The sequence below is a fragment of the Haladaptatus sp. DYF46 genome (assembly GCF_021083305.1).
In the GTDB taxonomy this organism is placed as follows: domain Archaea; phylum Halobacteriota; class Halobacteria; order Halobacteriales; family Haladaptataceae; genus Haladaptatus.
In genome coordinates, this window is the sequence record NZ_JAJFAY010000001.1 from 1121205 (window position 1) to 1141089 (window position 19885).

Consider the following 19885-nt stretch of genomic DNA (forward strand, 5'->3'; position numbering starts at 1 on the left):
AATGTCATTCTCTATCATGGTGGTCACGTGCTACCGAACGGAAACGTCGGCGTGTATCGTGACCGAATCGATTATTCGTAGGAGCCGAGGTCACACTTCGAGGCCGGACCCTGTCCGCACTCGTACCCGAGTTTGTCGCGGGAGGTGACTTGGACGATTTCGAAGTACTTCCCGGACTTCTGCTCCGATTTCGGCAGTCCCTTCACGACCGGCACCGCGCGCTGGGCTTGATGGTCGCACTTTCGCATCGTCTCCTGTTCCATCCCGAGATTGCTGTACTCGTGACCCTCGAGCTGTTTGATGACCTCCGGGGGATAGAACGTCCCGGCTCGCTCGGCCGCCGCCGCGTACTGGAGCGTTTGGGAATAGGCGAGCTGTGCCGGTCCCGACGGAACCCGTCCGTTGTACTCCTCCCCGAAGAACTTCGTGAACGAGTTCGAGGGCTCGTTGTCGATTTGTGAGTCCCATGCGACGGTACCGTAGATACCGTCGATCGCTCCGCCTGCGGCCTGCGCCATCGGACGGTTGTAGAGGGGCATCACGATTTCCATGTCCTGGTCCAGTCCCGCTTGGATAGCACCTTTGAGGGAGTTCGCACCGTCCAGCCCGTAGTGGTTCAGGAACAGGGCGTCGGCTCCGGAGTTGGCCGCTTCCGAGAGGTACGAGGAGAAATCCTTCGTCCCAAGCGGCGTGGCGACGCTGTTGACCTGCGACCAGCCCGCCTCTTCGAAGAATTTCTTCATCGAGGCCTGCTGGGTCTTCCCCCAACTGTAGTCGGCGTACAGTTGGTAGAATTTGAGGTCCTTTCCGTACTCCTTCGTCACCACGGGAGCGAGCGCCTGCCCCGTCATGTACGCGTTGAACATCTCGCGGAAACCGTATCGGTTGCAGTCCTTCCCCGTCGTATCGTTGGAGTGGGTGAGACAGGCCATGAACATCACCTTCTCCTTCTGACAGAGGCCTTGGACGGCGATGGCCACCGCACTCGACGAGCCACCGGAGATCATCATGACGTTGTCACGGCTTATCATCCGCGATGCTTGCTTGCGGGCTTGGTCGGCGTCGGTTCCGGTGTCGCCGGTCACGTAATCGACCTGCTTGCCGAGAACGCCGTCGCCCGACAAGTCGTCCCAGCTATCGACCCAGCCGCCGCCGTTGTTCAGGTGCTTCACTGCCAACTTGTACGCTCGAAGTTCGTCCTTTCCCTCCGACGAATACGGACCGGACTGCGGAACGTTGAACCCCAACATCACTTTGTCACCCTCGACGGGATAGTTTCCAAGTGCCGGGTAGTCTTCATTACCACCGCCGTCGCCGCCGCCATCGCCGTCACCGCCGCCATCACCGCCGCTACCGTCGTCGCTCAGACAGCCAGTTAATCCCGCGATTCCTGCTGTGCCAGCCGCTCCGGCGACCTTGACGACATCTCGACGTGTTAGCTCATCTTTATCGTATGCCATACTAACACCCACCGATCAATCCGTAATAATAGTTAACGTATTATTTCAGGACTGAAAAATGATATTATAAATGCCACTATAAATGGCGCGACGAGAAGAGTGTACGTTCTCGCCGCTTCGAAAGAACGTGCGACTGGCGCGTCTCGGTGCCACGACACCGCGTCGAGTTCGGGAAGGACGCCGACACGGGTTCCAATAGCATCTCATTCATCCTCGCATGCTAGTTGCTCGATTGGTAAGTCGGGGTGGTCGGGCGACTCTGGAAGTTTGGCAGGCGACAAAAAAGGCGACCGTCTCGATTTTGCGACGGTGAGTCAGTCCGCCGGTTGCGTCTTCCGACCCGATTTCGATTTGAGCGGCGGGCTTCCAAGCGGGATGACTTCCCTGTCGTACGCCCAGTTCGCTACCTCGGCGAAGCTGACGAACATCGCGTCGAGGCCAGTGAGGATGCCGACCCAGCCACCGGCGACGCCCAGCCAACCGATGCCGAGGTAGTCGCCGAAGCCGAGCAGGTAGAACGTGACCGAGAGCAGGAGAAACACGCTCCAGAGCGCCCAGTTGAGCTTGAACGTGGCGACCCACATGTATGTGGTGAAGACGCCCCAGAGGATGAGCGCCACTCCGAGGGTCGTCGTCGCGCCTTCCAAGCTTATCCAGCCGTTGCCGCTGAAAACGAGGAGCAACCCGAACCACCACCAGAACGCGCCGTAACTGGTGAACGCGACGGTACCGAAGGTGTTGCCCTCGCGATACTCGAGCATTCCCGCCAACAGTTGTATCGTTCCGCCGAACGCCAACGCGAGCGGAATGACGACCACTTCCCCGGCCGCGGGAAGCAGCTCTGCGTTTATCATGCTCAGCAACACCGTCGTCAACCCGAAGCCGACGAGTCCGAGCGGTGCCGGATTACCGGTTTTCGTGTTCGCGGGCATCTAGCTCCCCTCCCGAAGCGTGTCCGCTCCACGTAATCGTCCGTCGACTCCCCCGTAGACCGTTGCCTGTGTCCGATTTTCAATTGACATTCGTTATACTTTCTTCGTATTTGTTACCGGGCTTCAACATATAGTACTTGTCCAACGGACAAAATATTACCTCAAAAAACGGGAAAAATTCAGAACGGGTATCTATCGTTAATCCTTCTTGACCTTCTCCTGAATGTCTTCGACGACGTCCGGGTTACGGAGCGTGGAGGTGTCGCCCAGTTCCTCCTCGTTGGCGATGTCCTCCAGTAGACGCCGCATGATCTTCCCGGACCGAGTCTTCGGCAGTTCCGGCGTGAAGACGATTTCCTCGGGACGAGCGATGGGTCCGATACCGTCCTCGACGCCTTGCACGATGCGGTCGTGGAGTTCTTCGTCTCCGTCGTACCCCTCCTCGGTGATGACGTAGGCGTAAACCGCCTCGCCTTTGACGTCATGGTGTCCGCCGACGACGGCCGCCTCCGCGACGCCCTTCACGCCGACGATGGCGCTCTCGATTTCCATCGTTCCGAGACGGTGGCCGGAGACGTTGAGAACGTCGTCCACGCGGCCGAGAACGGTGATGTAGCCGTCCTCGTCCAGTTTCGCGCCGTCCTCGGGGAAGTACACCCACTCGTCCGCGTCGGGGTCGGAGTACTCGGTCCAGTACTCGCTGATGTAGCGGTCGTCGTTCTTGTAGACGGTGCGGAGCATCCCCGGCCACGGCTTCTGGACCGTGAGATACCCCGCCCGACCCGCACCGACCGGTTCGCCCTTCGTGTCCACGATTTGGGCGTCGATGCCAGGCAGCGGCGGCCCGGCACTGCCGGGTTTCATGGTGCCGATGGCCGGAAGGGTCGTGACCATCATACCGCCCGTCTCGGTCTGCCACCACGTGTCCACGATGGGGCAGTCCTCGTGGCCGATGTGTTTGTAGTACCACTTCCACGCCCGCGGGTTGATGGGTTCGCCCACCGTTCCGAGCAGTCGAAGGCTCGAAAGGTCGTGTGCTTCGGGATGTTCGCGTCCCCACTTCATGTACGCCCGAATCGCCGTCGGCGCGGTGTAGTAAACGTCCACGCCGTAGTCCTCGACGATCTCCCAGAGGCGGTCCTTCTCGGGGTAGTCGGGCGTTCCTTCGTACATGACGCTGGTCGTCCCGAGCGAGAGCGGCCCGTAGACGATGTACGAGTGGCCGGTGATCCATCCGATGTCGGCCGCACACCAGTAGGTGTCCTCGGGTTTGATGTCGAGGACGGCGTGTGAGGTCCACGACACGTAGGACAGATACCCCGCCGTGGTGTGTTTGACGCCCTTCGGTTCGCCCGTCGTCCCGGAGGTGTACATCAGGAACAGCATGTCCTCGGCGTCGCGCTCGACGGGTTCGACCTCGGCACCTTCCTGTTCGGCCACGATGTCGGCGTAATCGTATTCGTCGTCGCCCATCGGGTGGTCGTACTCGTCGCCGAGGCGGTCCACGACGATCGTGTCCACGTCGTGATCCACCTGTGAGAGGCCCTTGTCCGCCTTCTCCTTGTGCTGGAGCGGATCGCCGCGCCGGTAGTAGCCGTCGCAGGTGATGAGGAACTCGGACGCCGCACTCTCCATCCGGGTCGCGAGCGCGTCGGCCGAAAAGCCGGCGAAGACGACGCTGTGGGGTGCGCCGATTCGCGCACAGGCCAACATGGCGATGGGGAGTTCCGGAATCATCGGCATATACATCGTCACCACGTCGTCCTCGCCGACTCCCATCCCTTGCAGTGCCGCCGCGAACTCGTTCACCTTGCGGTGGAGTTCCTCGTACGTGAACGTCCGCGTCTCGCCCAGTTCACCGATCCATTCGATGGCGACCTCGTCCCCCCTGTCGTCGAGGTGTCGGTCGAGACAGTTGTACGAGGCGTTCAGCGACCCACCCGTGAACCACTTATAAAACGGCGCGTCGTCATCCTCCAGTATCGTGTCGTAATCGTCGTACCAGTCGAGAAGGTCGGCCGCTCGCTCCCAGCACTCCGGCCAGTTTTCCTCGAACTCGTCGTAAATTTCCGGGTCCGAGACGTTCGCCTGCTCGACGAACGATTCCGGTGGCTCAAACGATTCTGCCTCTTCGAGCCGCGCTTCGAGTTCCACGGTATCGTCTGTCATGTGTCCAAGCTAGCATGCTTTAACGAGGTGCATAAAGATATGCTATCTTCGCCGACCATTCCCGAAATCGAAGTTAGGTACCCATTGTAAGCGGCAGATAAAAATTAGGCGTCCCTTGACTCGGTCGTCTCCCTCGATTCTTCTTCGCTTTCCGCACTCGCTTCAGGACGCTCATTCGGAACGTCATTCCGCTTTATGACAGATGTCGCTTCCTCGACATTCTCGCGTAACCACGCCGTCGCGGCGGTGACCTCGCTCGCATCACTCGACGTGACCTTCAATCGGCCCAGGTCGTCCCCTCGGCCCGGGTAGCTTCCGATGGCGACGTCGAACCGTTCTCTGACTTCCCTGAGAACGCTGCCGAGTGCCCCTTCCGGCGCTGGCGTGTACATCGTTTCCGAGACGACTTCGCCGCCGAATTCGTCGCGGACGAGTTCGAACATGGCCTTCATCTCCTGCGGGATTCCGGGGAGGACGTAGACGTTTTCGACCGCACAACCCGGTGCCCATCCCGCATCCGTGAGGAGGGGTCGTCCGCCCGCCGGGAGTTCGGCGGCTTCCTCCGCGCTCAGATCGAGGTCGTACTCGTCGGTCAGTTCCGGATTCTCGGCCACGAACTTTCGCGTCTTCTCCTCGAGTACCTCCCGGACTTCCGTATCGAGGACGGGGTTCCTATCGAGCGCCGTCGCCACCGCGTCCATCGTCACGTCGTCCGGCGTTCCACCGAGTCCGCCGGTCACGATGACGGCGTCGAACGAGTCGTTCCACTCCCGGACTCTGCGTGCGATGATTTCCGCCTCGTCGGGAACGGTCATGATTCGCCGAACCGACCCGCCTCGGTCGTGAATTTCCGCCGCCAGCCACGTCGCGTTCGTGTTCACCGTGTCGCCCGCGAGGATTTCGTCACCGACGGTGAGGATAGCCACTTCCATGGATTCGAGCTATTGTGCCCGACGGATAAAGGCGCTCTGCCGAATTTTCCTCCGGCTATTTCGCGTCCACTTCCTTCGGAGCCACCGCCCATCCGACGGTAAACAGCGTCCCGACGCCAACGAGGAGGAAGGCGAGGAGCGTCCACGACGTATGTGGAACGGCTATCACGAGAAAGACGGCGAGCAGCGTACACTGCAGCCCGATAATCGGCGCTCGAAGTTCGTCTGCGGCGTCCATAGTTCGCAATACGAACCGAAAAAAATAATCCTACTGAACTGCTTCAGTCGCTTTCCGACTCAGGCCAGTCCGATCTTCTCCTGATACGTCCCGTGTTCGGCCTCGAACACGTCCATGATTTCGCCCATCGTCGCGTAGGCTTTCACCGCGTCCACGATGGCTGGCATGACGTTCTCGTCGTCGTCGATTGCGGCTTGCAGGTCGGAGAGCGCCGCTTCGACCGCCTCGTCGTCGCGTTCCTCCTTGACCGCTTCCAATCGGGCGAGTTGCCGCTCTTGGGTCTCCTCGTCCACCTTCAGGATTTCCGGCTTCGTGTCCTCCTCGATATCGTACTTGTTGACGCCGACGACTATCTCCTCGCCGTCCTCGACGCGCTCTTGGTACTCGTAGGAGGCCTCCTGAATCTCGCGGTGGAAGTAGCCGCGATCGATGCCTTCGAGGACGCCGTCGCGCACCGAACCGTCGCCCATCTCCTTGATCTCCTCGATGTACGCCATCGTCTTCTCCTCGACTTCCTCGGTGAGGGATTCGACGGCGAAACTGCCGCCGAGCGGGTCGATGATGTCCGCCGCACCGCTCTCCTCCGCGATTATCTGCTGGGTCCGCAGGGCGACGCGAACGGACTGCTCGCTCGGGAGGGCGAGCGCCTCGTCGAAACTGTTCGTGTGGAGGCTCTGGGTGCCGCCGAGGACGCCCGCGAGCGCCTGAATCGTCACGCGAACGATGTTGTTCAGCGGTTGCTGTGCGGTCAAGGACTGCCCGGCTGTCTGGGTGTGGAACTTGAGCTGTTTCGACTTCTCGGACTCCGCCCCGTACCACTCGTCCATCACGGTGGCGTAGATGCGGCGTGCGGCCCGGAACTTCGCCACCTCCTCGAAGAGGGAGTTGTGCGAGTTGAAGAAAAAGGAGAGTTGGGGCGCGAATTCGTCCACGTCCAGTCCGCGCTCCATGGCATCCTCGACGTAGGCGAATCCGTCGGCGAGGGTGAACGCGAGTTCCTGTACCGCCGTCGAACCCGCTTCGCGGATGTGATAGCCCGAAATCGAGATGGGCTTGATGTTCGGCGTCTCCTCCACCGCGAACTCCACGGTGTCGGTGACGGTGTGGAGCGACGGCGCGGGCGGGATGACCCACTCCTTCTGTGCGATGAACTCCTTCAGCATGTCGTTCTGGAATGTGCCGCGAATCTCGTCGCGGGGGACGCCCTGTTGGTCGGCCAGCGCGACGTACATCGCGAAGACGACGGGCGCGCTCGGGTTGATGGTGAAACTGGTCGAAACCTCGTCCAGATCGATACCGTCGAAGAGGATTTCCATGTCGCGAAGGGTGTCCACCGCTACACCCTCCCTGCCGACTTCGCCGTCCGACAGCGGGTCGTCGGAGTCCTTACCCATCAGGCTCGGCATGTCGAACGCCGTCGAGAGTCCGGTCTGCCCGTTGTCGATGAGGTAGTGGAACCGCTCGTTGGTCTCTTCGGCCGTGCCGAACCCGGCGAACTGCCGCATCGTCCACGTTCGTCCACGGTACATCGTCGGGTAGACGCCCCGCGTGTAGGGGTCCTCGCCCGGATAGCCGAGGTCCGCCTCGTAGTCCACGTCGCCCACGTCCGTCGGGTCGTACAGGTCCTCGACTTCCAGGTTGGAAACGGTCGCAAAGCGGTCCTTCCGCTCCCCGAACCGCTCCAAAACGGGAGAGTGAGTTTCCTCCTCCCACTCCTCTCTGCCCTGCCGAATCTCCCGCAGGTCGTCCTCGTCGTACATGGGAGTAGTTTCTGCCGGACAATCCATTAAGGATTCGATGAGCGATTTCTGCCGCGTCTCACCCCAGAACGGAGACGGAAACCCGATGTGGTCCCGCCGTCGTATCCAGTTCGACCGCATCGACGACGCTGTCACGAATCCCGTCGCGCCATGCCGTCACCGCCGCCGTGTGCCGCTCGTGATGGGTCTCCACGTCGTAGTCTTCCGCCGAGTCGGTCCCGCTCGGGTCGGTGTCGTCGGCCCGCGGATAGGCCGGAACCCCCTCGGTAACGAGGTCCCGCGGCGGAATATGAATCGGAGCGGGACCGCCGCGTCCGTCGTCGGCCGGTTCGGCTATCTGCACCGCGTGGAGACGGGCGCGAACTCGTCCGGCGAACGGAGCCGTGATTCGAAGCACGACGTTCCCGCCCCGTTGGCTGGCTTCGAGCGCGGTCGCCACGTCGTCCGCGTGAACCACGACGACGCGGATGACCGTCGGGTCGTTGCTCTCGCCGGGCATGGGTTTCGATGGGTGGCGGAGCGAGTTGTAGGTGTCGGCAACCGCGGGAAAGAGGAGGGAGCTCAGTAATGACCCAACACGCCCATCCGCCGGGCACGCCGGGCGGCACGCTTGAACGCGTAGAACCCGAGCAGACAGTACCCGACGGCGGTCACGACGAGTACGGCGAGGTCGCTCGCCGGAAACTGCCACAGGCGGACGCCGCCCTGCATCGCCCGCTGAAGCATCGAACTCCCCTGCACCAACGGAAGGTAGCGGAGCGGTTCGGAGTCGGCGATGGGGGCCGCGATGAGGCCGATGAGGACGAACTGCATCAACTGCGAGAGGTTCTCGATGCGCTTGTACAACAGCGCGAGACCGGCGAAAACGAACCCGATGCCGACGACGGGCAGGAGCGTCAACACGACTATCGGAACGACCGTCAACAGGTCCACGGCGAGGGATTGGCCGGTCGTCACGAGCATCAGCGGGAGGATGATCGCCCCCCACAGCATGCTCTCCAGCAGGTACGCGACGACGCTCGCGGCCATGACCGACCCGAACCCGTAGGGGGACATGTACAATTGCTCCAACGTCCCCCACTGCGCCTCCTGCGTGACGCTCGATGCGAGGCTGAAGTACGCCGTGAGCGCCATCGTCCAGAGGAACCACCCGACGATGAGGCCGCCGAACGTGTCCGAGAGCGCGCCCGCGCCGCCGATGCTCCCGGCGGCCGCCTTCCCGCCGAAGAAGATGGCTGCGAAGAACAGATACACCGTCACGATCTGTGCGAGCGTGTTCATGGGATAGCGGGCCAGCAGATACGCCCGCTTTCGGAGGACGGCCGCGAAGAGCGTCGTCGTCCCGGCCATCTCCGACCGGACGGTCGAATCCCCGGACCGATAGCTCACCGGTCGTCACCGTCCTTTGCTCCCCCCTCGGCACCGTCAGTGATGCTGAGGAACACCTCCTCCAAATCCGGTTCCACGGACGTTATCGACGCGAGGCGGAGGTCGTTCGCGCGGAGGAAGTCGGTCAACTCGTAGAACCCGTCGCCGGTCACGGAGACCACGAACCGTTCCCGGTCGGCGCGCTGCTCGAAGTCCGCGGCGTCGAACCGCCGTTCGAGGTCCCGTCGCGACTCGGACGGTATCTCACCCGCGACCTGTACGCCGTAGGACTGCGTGCGAAACAGGTCGAGGAGGTTGTCCAGACTGTCGTCGGCGACGATGTGGCCGTCGCTCATGATGATGACGCGGTCGCAGACGTCCTCGATGACGTCCATGTCGTGGCTCGACAGGAGGACCGTCGTGCCCGTCTCGTCCGCCAGCGTCCGGAGTTCCGCTCGCAACTCCAGTGAACTCTCCACGTCCAACCCGAGGGTCGGTTCGTCGAGGAAGACGACGTCCACGTTCCGCGCCAGCGTACAGGCGAGCGACACCTTCCCTTTCATTCCGCGGGACAGTTCCCGAACCGGCGTGTCGGCCTTGTCCGCGAGATCGAACTGCTCGAGGAGTTCGTCGTGGCGCTCGCGGGTCGCGGCGGGACGCTGTCCGGCCAGCGCCGCGAAGAACTGGAGGTTTTCGCGGACGGTCAACCGCCAGTAGACGTTCCGCGCGCCCTCCAACATCGCGCCGACGTGCCGATAGGCGCGCTTCGTGTCGGCGTGAACGTCGACGCCGTCGATCATCACTCGCCCGTCCGTGGGCAGTATCAGGCCGAGAATCGACTTGATGATCGTCGTCTTTCCCGCGCCGTTCGGCCCGAGCAGTCCCACGACGGAACCGCGGTCGACGTCGAACGACACGCCGTCCACGGCGGTCACTCCATCCGACTCACCGCCGTATCGTTTCCGGAGGTTTCGAACGCGGAGGATAGGGTCCGATTTCCCCTCCGTACTCGTTTCCGTCCTGCCGTCCGTCTCCGATCCCTCGTCTGCCTTCGACTCGGGACGGGGAGATTCGACGCTCATACTCCTATCAGTTCGATAGAAGGGATAACGGTTTCCCGAACGCTCTTTCAGTTTCACAATTGACACGAAAGCGTTATGCGACGATACCGGAAACCGACAAGCATGACCGACGACGACCCCGACACCCTCCCCCCGTCCGAGGCGTTCGCGCTGTTCGCCGACGAAACGCGCGTCGCCATCGTCGAGGCGCTCGCCGAACGGACGACCGCCGAGGGGAACGATGGACTCTCGTTCACCGAACTCAGGCGGGCAGTCGGCGTCCGCGACGCCGGACAGTTCAACTACCACCTCTCGAAGCTCCGCGACCGATTCGTCGTGAAACGCGACGAAAAGTACTACCCGCGCTACGCGGTTCTCCGTCTCGTCGGCGCGATACGCGAAGGGTCGTTCACCGAACGAACGGAACTGCGGTCGGAAACGCTCGAATACGACTGCCCGGGGTGCGATCGGTCGTTAACGGGAACCTACGAGGACGGGTTCGTGAAAATGGAGTGCGACGAACACGACATGCTGTTCCAAACGAGCGTCCCGCCGCAGGCCGCCGCGGGTCGGTCGGTGTCGGAGATAGTCGCGTTCGCCAACGAGGAAACCCAACACCACATACAGAAGGCGATAGACGGAACGTGTTTCATCTGTAGCGGGCCGATGTGCATCGATAAACCACACCGAAACAGTAGCGACCAACTCGTCACCGAACTCGGCTGTGAGTCGTGTTGGCTACAAATGCACCTTCCCGTCACCGCATCCGTCATCCGCCATCCCGCTGTCGTCTCGTACTTCTACGAACGTGGAATCGACGTTCGGACGGTTCCGGTCCTCTCGTTCGACTTCGTTTGGGACGACCTGACGGAGGTCGTGTCCGAAGAACCGTACCGGATTCGCGTTGACGTCGGCGAGGCGTCCGACGCGCCGACGCTGACGCTCGACGCGGAACTGAACGTAGTGGACATAGAGTAGCTACTGCAACCGCTTCGTCGTCTCCATCAGCGGATGGCGGGCGTAATCCACGACCTGAATGTCGTCGATGGTTTCGAGGCCCTCCTTGCGCGCCGTCTCGGCCATGCCGAGTTCGACCCGATGGTCGGTGATGATGATGTACGCGTCCATCTCCTCGATGTCGAGCCTGTCCGCCGCTTTCGCTCGGTGGTGGCCGTCCGCCAACAGGAGGGTGTTGCCGTTCTCGATGACGACCAGCGGTTCGGCCAGTCCGCGCTCCATCTCGTACACCCGACCCTCCAGTTCGTCGGCGTAGACTTTGCCTTGCGTCGGCACGAGATCGGCCAATCGAACCTTCCGGCGGCTCTGTGTCACCTCCGTGTCGTGGATGGATTCGAGGGTCCGCATGAGTTTGCCCACCTTCTCCGGCGTCACGCGCTCGATTTGGCTCCGGATGAAGTCCGTGTTGGTGATGATGCCGACGAGGTTGCCCGCGTCGTCCACGACCGGCAGTTTCTGGATGCCGGACCGGAGGATGACGCGCGCCGCGTCGTTGACCACCATGTCCGGATGGGCGACGATGAGTTCCTGCGTCATCACCTTGAAAATCGGTTCGCGGTCGTCCGCGAGCAGGAGGTCGCGCGCGCTGACGAACCCCTCGACGCGTCGGCCGTCACACACCGGGAATCCGTTGTGTCCGTCGCTTTCGGCGATCCTTCGGGCGACCTCTTCGACGGTCGCATCGGGGGAAACCGTCGCCACGTCGCGAGTCATGTACTCCTTGACTTTCGCTTTGATACCCTCGGTTCCGCCGTCGGAAGCGATGCGAACGCGCGACACCGCACTTCGGTCCGCTTCCTCCTCGCCCTCGTCCATGCAACGTACCGATGCCCCCGTGGGGCAAAAAGTTCCCGCCTGTCACTCGTCGTCGGCCAGTTGGATGTCGAACGCCGCGACCCGCTCGCGCTCCGCGTCGAAATCGTTGGGTCCCGGCCGCGACCGAACCGTCTCGAAGAACCGGTCGGTGATGATTTCCCCTACGATGGTCGAAAGCGACTCCTCCTCGTCGTCCTCGACCTCGCCGAGGAGACCCAGCGGAATCTGTGCCCCCGCCATGTCGGCGTGTCCGCCAGCACTGCCGATCTGTCCGAACGCGGCGCGCATGGTTTCCCCGAGGTCCACGTCCGTGCCGCGTGCGCGCGCGGAGACGTACACGGTCCCGTCCATGAACCCGAACACGAGCGTGACCGTCACGCCGTCCATGTTGAGCAACCGGTCTGCGGCCTGTGCGAGGGCGTCGCGATCGGAGAGTGCCCCGACACAACTCGCGAGTACCGTCCCGTCGAGTTCCCGGTTCCGAATCGCCCGGGAAATCGTCTCGAACGTGTCGGCGCTGACGGAGGGCGTCTCGACGCGCTCCAAGATGCTCGTATCTGCGTGGGGAAGCAGGAACGCCGCCGCCTCGAAGTCCGCAACGGACACCTCGCGTGTGAAATCCTTCGTATCGACGCGAATACCGTACAGCAACCCGGTCGCGATCCGTTCGTCGGGGCAGATATCGAGTCGCTCTAGGTGGCCCGCGAGCAACGAACTCGTCGCCCCCACACCGCTTCGAAGGTCGACGAAGCGCGCTTCGACCGGATGGTTCGGCGGGTGGTGGTCGATGACGACGTCGACCGGCATCTCCTCGGGAAGTTGGTCGTTGACGCCCGGACTGGAGTGGTCCACCAGCGCGATTCCACCGAACTCCGAGAGGTCGGCACCCTCGTCGACGTTTCGAAGGTTCAAATCGAGGAGGTTGACGAACGCGCGGTTTTCCTGGTGCGAAATCGCCCCGAAGTAGCAGGTTTCGGCCTCGGTGCCGACCGATTCCGCCATTCCCTCCAGCGCAACCGCGCTGGCGATGGCGTCCGGGTCGGGGTTGTCGTGCATGAAAATGCCGAGTTTGCCCTCGATGTCGCGAAGGGTTCGCTGAAGTTCGTGCGTTCGAAACGCGGTGTCTCCGGCGGTCAGCGGTAGCAAGTGGTCGACGAGCGCCGTGCCGGGGTCGATCAACTCGTCGGCGATGTCGGCGAGGTCCGCTCGTCTCTCCCTCGACGGCCCCTCGCCCGTATAGACGAGAAGGTAGGTGTCGGGATGGACCTCCCGCACCGCACGTGCGGCCCGCCAGTTTCGCTCGGGGTCGTCCCCGCAAACGAAGGCGAGATCGACTTCGGGTCGTTGCGCGACGACGTCCGGGTCCGTGGGGTCGCCCTGCGTCGCCGAGAGGCCCTCCGTGCGGAGCGTTTCGACTCTATTTTCGCTCTCGTCGACGACGACGAGACCCCCGGACCAATCGGCCACCGATTCAACGATGGCATGCCCGACGGAACCACAGCCGAGCATGAGCCGCGAAACCATCTTACCCCCGATTCATAGTCGGACACCTAAAACTTGTTGGGAATCCGCTTACAGCTCGAAAGCGTGAAAACCCGCCACTATAGCGCGCTTCCGTCGGATTTCGAGCGGCGAAGGGAGCGCGTTCGGCCACCGATTCAGCGGGCGGACGACCGGACTATCCGTCCGTCGCACCGCCATCGTCCGGGTTCGATGCGACGATCGGCGAGGGCCACAGTCGAAGACCGACGGCACCACCGAGGAATATCACGCCGAGCGCCGCGAGGGCGAGCAGGGGACTCGTCCCGTCCGCGATCCGACCGGTCGCCAACTCGATGGGGATTCGAACCAGCGCGTACACCATCGCGACGGCGCTCAGGACCGTCGCCCGGCCGCGCGACTCGATACGGTGATTGATGTAGCCGCTCGCGATCGGATTCGCGAGGGTCCGAGTCCCTCGCACGAGGAAGAACACGGGGAGTGCTAACAACGGAAGTGCGAGGGGAAGCAGGAACGCCACGGCAGTCACCAGTGGGAACGCGATGAGGGCGACCCGCGTCGTCAACCGCGTCTCGATTCGACCGGCGTACGAACTGGCCACCGCCCCGACGACCGCGAACCCCGCGTACAGGGGTCCGAGACCCGACGCGGAAACCGACAACCGCGTCACCGCTATCGGCTGGATGAAGTTCTCGGCGGTCATCGAGACGCCGACGAAGACGCCCATGTAGAGGACGAACGACCGGAGCGACGGCGAGAGGAGTTGCTCACGGATGACCGGCACCGCGTCGATGACGGTGAACGGTTCGACATCGGCGGCATGGGAGTTCGCGCCCGGAAAGGAGAGGAGGACCGGAACCCCGAATCCGATGAGTACCGCGCTGGCGAGAAACGGATAGCTCGCGTCGATGGCGTACAGTCCGCCCGCGACGAGCGACGTTCCGGCCATCGTCCACAGGTTGACCGCACCGCCCCTGCCGTGGACGTGGGTGTACAGGTCTCCGTCTCCACGCGTGTCGAGCATGTCGTAGAGCCACGCGTCCCCGTTCCCGGACTGGAACACGTTCGAAAACGACCAGAGAATCCAGACGACGGCGAACGTCGCGAACGAGTCCGCGAGAACGAAGCCGACGCAGGCGGCACACAGGAGGAGGGAACCGGTCAGCAGGCTGTTTCGATGGCCGATTCGGTCCCCGACGTATCCCGCCGGAAGTTCGCCGACGAGCGTCACGACCATGGCGACGGTGTTGAGGAGCGCTATCTGTGCGAACGAGAGTCCCTCGTTCCGAAGGTACAGGACGAGAATCGGCCAAATCAATCCGAACGTGACGGTGGCACGGTACAGATAGTATTTGCAGACGAACCACGGCGGCAGTCCGTTCCGCCGGTTCATGGGGCCCGCGCTCTCACTATCGTTGCCGATTCGTGGGGCGAAGGGACGTTCATGGGCCGCATTTCGAGGACCCGGATAAATTCCTTCCGCTGTCGCTCGACAGCGGGCGTAGGGAAACGTCGAAACGCAAAAAACGGGAGCGAAAACGAATTTCCGTGGCGTTCAGGCGAACAGCGCGGCGGCGGCGTTGTACGCCGTGTCCGCCACGGGCCCGAACGCGAACAGCAACGCGACCGTCATGACCGCGGCCGCGACGACGGCCACGTAGAGGCCGGTCGGCGTGCTTCGAATCGTGAAGTCGCCCTCCGGGTCCTCTATCCACATCGCCTTCACGACGCGACTGTAGTAGAACAGCGACAGTGCGCTGTTGATCGCGCCGACCGCGGCGAGCCACCAGAATCCGGCACCGACCGCGGCACCGAACAGGATGTACTTGCTCATGAACCCTGCACCGACCGGGAGACCGGCGAGGTTGAACAGGAAGACGGTCATGGCGAGGCAGGCAACGGGAGCCTTCTCCGACAGTCCGTTGTAATCCTCGAACGTCCTGCCGACGCCCCAGTGTTCGACCAGCGCGATGAACAGGAACGCACCCGTGTTCATGAAGCCGTAGACGAGCAGGTGGAGCATCGCACCGCCCATCACCCAGTCGTTGTTACCGCCCGTGAGCGCGGCCAGTCCGATGAGCACGTAGCCCGCGTGTCCGATCGAGGAGTACGCGAGCATCCGTTTCACCTTGTCCTGCGTGGCGGCCGCGAAGTTACCGAGCGTCATCGTGACGAGGGCGAGGATCTGGAAGGCCAACACCCAGTCGATGGTGGAGCCGACCTCGCCGATCGGGAACGCGGTGACGAACACGCGGAAGGCGACGGCGAACCCGGCGGCCTTCGAGGCCGACGAGAGGAAGCCCGAAATCGGTGCGGGCGCGCCTTCGTACGCTTCCGGTGCCCAGAAGTGGAACGGCACGGAGGCCGTCTTGAACGCGAAGCCGCCGAGCACCATCAGCACGCCGACACCGAGGACGCCGCCCAGACCTTCGAAACCGCTTCCGAGCGTGGACGCGATGAGGTCCAGTTGCAGGTGTCCGGTGACGCCGTACACGAGGCTGATACCGTAGGCGAAGATGGCCGACGAGAGCGCACCGATGAGGAAGTACTTGAGACCCGCCTCGACGCTTCCGCGGTTCTTCTTCAGCACCGCGACGAGCGCGTAGGACGGGAGGCTGGCCAGTTCGAGGCTGATGAACACCGTGGCGAGGCTGTTCGAACTCGCCATCAGCGTCATCCCGGTCGCCGCGAGGACGACCAGCGAGTAGTACTCCGCCTGATAGGAGTTGCCCTTCAGGTAATCGTAGCTCGCGACGCTGACCAGCGCCGTGACGCTGGTGAAGATGAGCACGAAGAACAGGCTCATCGTGTCGACGACCATCGCGCTCCCGTAGAGCGTGATGGGGTTCTCGCCCGTACCGGAGGCGAGGAACCACGCCGCTAGACCGCCCGCGACGACCGCGCCGAGGGTCGAGATACCCGCGAGAATCGGATTGTCCCGCGTGTTCGGGTAGATGCTGTCCACGACCAGCAACAGCAGCGCCGTCAGGGCGAGGACGATGGCGGGCGCGAGTGCGGCCCAGTCGGGCCACGCGAGTGCCGCCATCAGGCACCACCTCCGGCGAGGAGCGCCATTTCACCCACGGCGTCCTGAATCATGTGGTAGAAGATGTTCGGTTGAACACCCAGCAGGATGACCAGCAGGATGAGGACCACGAGGGGAGCGACGTCGTGGAACGCCGCGCGCCCGACCTCGTAGTCGGTTTCGAGCCGGAACGGCCCGAACAGCGTTCTCTGCATGGCGAACAGCAGATAGCCCGCCACGATGACGATGCCGAACATCGCCGCCGCCGTGAACAGCGCGAGCGCGTTGCCCGCGAGTACCGTCGAGTTGAAGGCCCCGACGAAGATGAAGAACTCCGCCGCGAACCCTGCCATCAGCGGCAGTCCCATGTAACCGAACGCGCCCGCCACGAACACCGCGACCGTGACCGGCATCTTGTCCGCGAGTCCGGACATGTCCGAGACCATCCGGGTGTGGGTGGTGTTGTAGATGACGCCGACCGCCATGAACATCAGACCCGAGATGAGACCGTGGGCGACCATCTGGAAGGTCGCACCGCCGACGCCGTACATGTTGAACGCGACGAGTCCGAGGATGACGTACCCCATCGAGGAAACCGAGGAGTACGCCACGATACGCTTCAGGTCGGACTGGGCCAACGCGAGCAGCGCACCGTAGATGACGCTCACGACCGCCACGAGGGCGATGATGAACGCGTAGTCCTTCGCCACGCCGGGAAGCATGGTGAAGTTGAATCGGAGCAGCGCGTAGGTACCCATCTTCAGCATGACGCCCGCCAGCATGATGGACACCGGCGTCGGCGCTTCGACGTGAGCGTCCGGCAGCCACGTGTGGAACGGGACTATCGGGACTTTCACGCCGAAGCCGATGAACATCGCGAAGAACGCGAGGGCCTTCAGCGTGCCAGCGCTGATGCCGCCGAGGCTTCCCAACTCCCCGCCGTTCAACGCCATCGCGATGGCGGGCATATCGAGCGACGTGATGGAGTCGCCCAGTCCGAAGACGAGGCCGATGAACCCGATGAACATCAGCAGCGAGGCGACGTTGGTGTACACGAAGAACTTGATCGCCGCGTACTTGCGCCGCGGGCCGCCCCAGATACCGATGAGGAAGTACATCGGGACCAGCACCATCTCCCAGAAGATGAACCAGATGAAGAAGTCGAGCGCCGAGAAGACGCCGAGGAGGCTCATCTCCATGAAGAGCATCAGACCGAAGAACTGGCTCTGGCGGGACTGAATCGGCGTCCACGCCGCGAGAATCGCGAGCGGCGTGAGCACCGTCGTCAACACCAACAACGGCATGCTGATGCCGTCGAGTCCGACGTGCCAGTTCAGCGCGTAGGGGCCGAACGTGACCCACTTGAACGTCTCTTCGAAGGCGAGGGTTCCGCCCAGCAGGGCGTTCCCGCTGCCGTCGAAGGCACTGTACATCCAGATGCTCCCGGCCGCGGGGAGCAGGCTCAGCACGAACGCGAGTTTCCCTGCGATCTTATCCGGCGCAAGGAACACCGCGAACGCACTCACCAAGGTTACCGCGAGAAGTGCTTCGACTATCATCTAGAACCAACCTCCCGTGAAGCCGAGGACGAGAAGCAGGACGACGAACGACAGCGTGAGCAACAGCGCGTAGTTCGTCACGACACCGCTCTGGATGCGCTTCACTCGGCTTCCGCCGAACAGGCTCACGCTGGAGACGCCGTTGACCACGCCGTCGATGACGCCTTGGTCGAACTTGTCCGCCGCGCGCGAGATGGGGAGCGTGACCCCGTTCGCGAGCCAGACCTGATACTCGTCCTGGTAGTAGTTGTTGAACAGGAGCGTCTTCGCGCTGCCCAACTTGTCCGTGTGTTCGACGGGTTCCGGGACGTTGTAGAGCACCCACGCCAGTCCGAGACCGGCGAGTGCGAACGCGAGCGAGATGCCGCCCGAAACGAGTCCGGAGAACTCCGCCGGGTCGCCGTACGTTGCGGCGCTGTTGATGAGTTCTTCATAGTGGTGGGCACCGGTCGCGCTGACCGGTCCGTTGAGCCACGCGTGAAGGTACTCGATGTGGGCACCCGTCAGTTCCGCGACCAGCGTCATGTTGACGAGACCGATGACGGTGGCGAGGATGCCGAGGACGACGAGCGGGAACTTCACGTTCCAGCGCACGCCGTGCGGGTTCCGTGCCGTGTCGCTCCGGGGTTCACCGTGGAAGGTCAGGAAGACCATCCGGAAGGTGTAAAAGCCGGTGAAGAACACGGCGACGAGACCCATCGCGTACGCTCCGAGAAGGAGCGGGTTGCCGCCGAGGCCGTGGACGAGCGCCTCGTAGAGCACTTCGTCCTTCGACCAGAAGCCGGCGAACGGGAAGATGCCCGCGAGCGCGAGAGAACCGGCGAGGAACGTCCAGTAGGTCACGGGCATCCGGTCCTTGAGACCGCCCATGTCCCACATGTTCTCGTTGTGGTGCATGGCGATGATGACCGACCCCGCTCCGAGGAACAGGAGCGCCTTGAAGAAGGCGTGGGTCATCAGGTGGAAGGTCGCCGCGACGTAGCCACCCGACCCCAGCGCGAGCATCATGTACCCGTACTGGGAGATGGTGGAGTACGCGAGCACCTGTTTGATTTCGCGTTTGACGACGCCCATCGTCGCCGCGAACAGCGCCGTGAAGCCGCCGATGAACGCGATGATGGCGAGCACCTGCGGGAGCAGGGCGTAGAAGCCGTACATGCGCGCGACGAGGTAGACACCCGCCGCGACCATGGTCGCGGCGTGAATCAGTGCGGAGACGGGCGTCGGGCCTTCCATCGCATCGGGAAGCCACGTGTGGAGCGGGAACTGCGCCGATTTCCCGACGACACCGCCCAACACGAGCAGGCCGACGATGTTGAACCACATCTTCGGTTCGAGACCGAAGAGGGTGGTCACTTCGCCCGCACCACCCGCGCCCTCACCGTGGCCGAGGGCCTGTTCCGCCATGTGCACGAACGAGTGGTCGCCTGCGAACTGTGCCGTGCCGAAAGTTGCGAACACCGCAACCACGCCGATGAGGAAGAAGTAGTCACCGAAGCGGGTGACGAGGAACGCCTTCTTCGCGGCGCTCGGCGGGCCGGGTTGGCGGAACCAGAACCCGATGAGCAGGTACGAACACAGGCCGACGAGTTCGAAGAACATGAACGCCATCAACAGGTTGTCCGCGAAGACGAACGCGAGCATGCTGAAGGTGAACAGGCCGAGACCGGCGTAGTACCGCGGCAGGCCGGTTTCGCCCTCGTCGTTCATGTATCCGAGGCTGAAGATGTGGACGAGACACGCGACCAGTGAGACGATGACGAGCATCATCGCCGACAGCGGGTCGAGGAAGATTCCGAAGTGCAGGTTGAAGGTATCGAGGCCTTCGACCCACACGATGGTCTCATGGTAGGATTCGCCTCCAGACACCGTGATTAATACCCACAGCGACAGGAGGAGCGACCCGGCGGTCGCGACGATGCCCGGAATCGCGCCACCCTTGGGTAGCATCTTGCGGGCGTACTCGCCGCCGAACAGTGCGATCAGGAACGATACGAACGGCAGGAGTGCGATTACCGGTGCCAGTTGGAATGCTGTTGCCGCCATTG

The 19885-nt window shown here is 62.9% G+C and carries 16 protein-coding genes; 1 reads left to right on the forward strand and 15 read right to left on the reverse strand.

Annotated elements, in window-relative coordinates; translation table 11 throughout:
* Positions 1–71 precede the first annotated feature (71 nt).
* From LJF34_RS06295 to LJF34_RS06335, 9 genes are all read right to left on the reverse strand, one after another.
* On the reverse strand, positions 72–1460 hold the full coding sequence (locus LJF34_RS06295) for a substrate-binding protein (RefSeq protein WP_231183982.1): 1389 nt from the start codon (positions 1458–1460) through the stop codon (positions 72–74).
* A gap of 314 nt (positions 1461–1774) precedes the next feature.
* On the reverse strand, positions 1775–2392 hold the full coding sequence (locus tag LJF34_RS06300; RefSeq protein ID WP_231183984.1) for an acetate uptake transporter: 618 nt from the start codon (positions 2390–2392) through the stop codon (positions 1775–1777).
* A gap of 198 nt (positions 2393–2590) precedes the next feature.
* Positions 2591–4561 (reverse strand): acetate--CoA ligase, encoded by a 1971-nt coding sequence (acs, locus tag LJF34_RS06305; RefSeq protein WP_231183986.1) that lies wholly within the window; start codon positions 4559–4561, stop codon positions 2591–2593.
* A 104-nt stretch (positions 4562–4665) separates the two neighbouring features.
* A complete protein-coding gene (locus LJF34_RS06310) occupies positions 4666–5493 on the reverse strand; it encodes a molybdopterin-binding protein (protein ID WP_231183988.1) in 828 nt (275 codons plus the stop codon).
* A gap of 55 nt (positions 5494–5548) precedes the next feature.
* On the reverse strand, positions 5549–5731 hold the full coding sequence (locus LJF34_RS06315; protein WP_231183990.1) for a hypothetical protein: 183 nt from the start codon (positions 5729–5731) through the stop codon (positions 5549–5551).
* 59 nt (positions 5732–5790) lie between these two features.
* Positions 5791–7491 carry a methylmalonyl-CoA mutase family protein gene (locus LJF34_RS06320; protein ID WP_231183992.1) on the reverse strand — a complete coding sequence of 567 codons (1701 nt, stop codon included), beginning with the start codon at positions 7489–7491 and terminating at the stop codon, positions 5791–5793.
* Between the two features lie 58 nt (positions 7492–7549).
* On the reverse strand, positions 7550–7990 hold the full coding sequence (locus tag LJF34_RS06325; RefSeq protein WP_231183994.1) for a hypothetical protein: 441 nt from the start codon (positions 7988–7990) through the stop codon (positions 7550–7552).
* Positions 7991–8052: 62 nt separating this feature from the next.
* Entirely contained in the window at positions 8053–8880 is an 828-nt protein-coding gene (locus tag LJF34_RS06330) for an ABC transporter permease (RefSeq protein ID WP_231183996.1), read from the reverse strand.
* On the reverse strand, positions 8877–9941 hold the full coding sequence (locus tag LJF34_RS06335; RefSeq protein WP_231183998.1) for an ABC transporter ATP-binding protein: 1065 nt from the start codon (positions 9939–9941) through the stop codon (positions 8877–8879). The genes LJF34_RS06330 and LJF34_RS06335 overlap by 4 nt, the downstream gene beginning before the upstream one ends.
* A gap of 102 nt (positions 9942–10043) precedes the next feature.
* On the opposite strand from LJF34_RS06335, the gene LJF34_RS06340 reads away from it, so the two are divergent.
* Complete coding sequence (locus tag LJF34_RS06340) at positions 10044–10898, forward strand: winged helix-turn-helix domain-containing protein (RefSeq protein ID WP_231184000.1); 855 nt, start codon at positions 10044–10046, stop codon at positions 10896–10898.
* On the opposite strand, the gene LJF34_RS06345 is transcribed toward LJF34_RS06340, so the two are convergent.
* The 6 genes from LJF34_RS06345 to nuoL all read right to left on the reverse strand — a co-directional run bounded on the left by LJF34_RS06345 (position 10899) and on the right by nuoL (position 19883).
* Positions 10899–11651 (reverse strand): CBS domain-containing protein, encoded by a 753-nt coding sequence (locus LJF34_RS06345; RefSeq protein WP_231185044.1) that lies wholly within the window; start codon positions 11649–11651, stop codon positions 10899–10901.
* A 144-nt stretch (positions 11652–11795) separates the two neighbouring features.
* A complete protein-coding gene (locus LJF34_RS06350) occupies positions 11796–13277 on the reverse strand; it encodes a DHH family phosphoesterase (RefSeq protein ID WP_231184002.1) in 1482 nt (493 codons plus the stop codon).
* A 154-nt stretch (positions 13278–13431) separates the two neighbouring features.
* Complete coding sequence (locus LJF34_RS06355) at positions 13432–14646, reverse strand: MFS transporter (RefSeq protein WP_231184004.1); 1215 nt, start codon at positions 14644–14646, stop codon at positions 13432–13434.
* 162 nt (positions 14647–14808) lie between these two features.
* The gene (locus tag LJF34_RS06360; protein WP_231184006.1) at positions 14809–16299 is read right to left on the reverse strand and encodes an NADH-quinone oxidoreductase subunit N; all 1491 of its coding nucleotides are present in this window, start codon (positions 16297–16299) and stop codon (positions 14809–14811) included.
* Positions 16299–17837 (reverse strand): NuoM family protein, encoded by a 1539-nt coding sequence (locus LJF34_RS06365; RefSeq protein ID WP_231184007.1) that lies wholly within the window; start codon positions 17835–17837, stop codon positions 16299–16301. Before LJF34_RS06365 ends, LJF34_RS06360 begins: the two co-directional genes overlap by 1 nt.
* On the reverse strand, positions 17838–19883 hold the full coding sequence (gene nuoL, locus LJF34_RS06370) for an NADH-quinone oxidoreductase subunit L (protein ID WP_231184009.1): 2046 nt from the start codon (positions 19881–19883) through the stop codon (positions 17838–17840).
* Positions 19884–19885: the final 2 nt, after the last annotated feature.

Bases quoted from the DNA above. Each gene is read 5' to 3' on its own strand.
- LJF34_RS06295 (WP_231183982.1), bottom strand. From the start codon at position 1,460: ATGGCATACGATAAAGATGAGCTAACACGTCGAGATGTCGTCAAGGTC.
- LJF34_RS06300 (WP_231183984.1), bottom strand. From the start codon at position 2,392: ATGCCCGCGAACACGAAAACCGGTAATCCGGCACCGCTCGGACTCGTC.
- acs (WP_231183986.1), bottom strand. From the start codon at position 4,561: ATGACAGACGATACCGTGGAACTCGAAGCGCGGCTCGAAGAGGCAGAA.
- LJF34_RS06310 (WP_231183988.1), bottom strand. From the start codon at position 5,493: ATGGAAGTGGCTATCCTCACCGTCGGTGACGAAATCCTCGCGGGCGAC.
- LJF34_RS06315 (WP_231183990.1), bottom strand. From the start codon at position 5,731: ATGGACGCCGCAGACGAACTTCGAGCGCCGATTATCGGGCTGCAGTGT.
- LJF34_RS06320 (WP_231183992.1), bottom strand. From the start codon at position 7,491: ATGTACGACGAGGACGACCTGCGGGAGATTCGGCAGGGCAGAGAGGAG.
- LJF34_RS06325 (WP_231183994.1), bottom strand. From the start codon at position 7,990: ATGCCCGGCGAGAGCAACGACCCGACGGTCATCCGCGTCGTCGTGGTT.
- LJF34_RS06335 (WP_231183998.1), bottom strand. From the start codon at position 9,941: ATGAGCGTCGAATCTCCCCGTCCCGAGTCGAAGGCAGACGAGGGATCG.
- LJF34_RS06340 (WP_231184000.1), top strand. From the start codon at position 10,044: ATGACCGACGACGACCCCGACACCCTCCCCCCGTCCGAGGCGTTCGCG.
- LJF34_RS06345 (WP_231185044.1), bottom strand. From the start codon at position 11,651: ATGACTCGCGACGTGGCGACGGTTTCCCCCGATGCGACCGTCGAAGAG.
- LJF34_RS06350 (WP_231184002.1), bottom strand. From the start codon at position 13,277: ATGGTTTCGCGGCTCATGCTCGGCTGTGGTTCCGTCGGGCATGCCATC.
- LJF34_RS06355 (WP_231184004.1), bottom strand. From the start codon at position 14,646: ATGAACCGGCGGAACGGACTGCCGCCGTGGTTCGTCTGCAAATACTAT.
- LJF34_RS06360 (WP_231184006.1), bottom strand. From the start codon at position 16,299: ATGGCGGCACTCGCGTGGCCCGACTGGGCCGCACTCGCGCCCGCCATC.
- LJF34_RS06365 (WP_231184007.1), bottom strand. From the start codon at position 17,837: ATGATAGTCGAAGCACTTCTCGCGGTAACCTTGGTGAGTGCGTTCGCG.
- nuoL (WP_231184009.1), bottom strand. From the start codon at position 19,883: ATGGCGGCAACAGCATTCCAACTGGCACCGGTAATCGCACTCCTGCCG.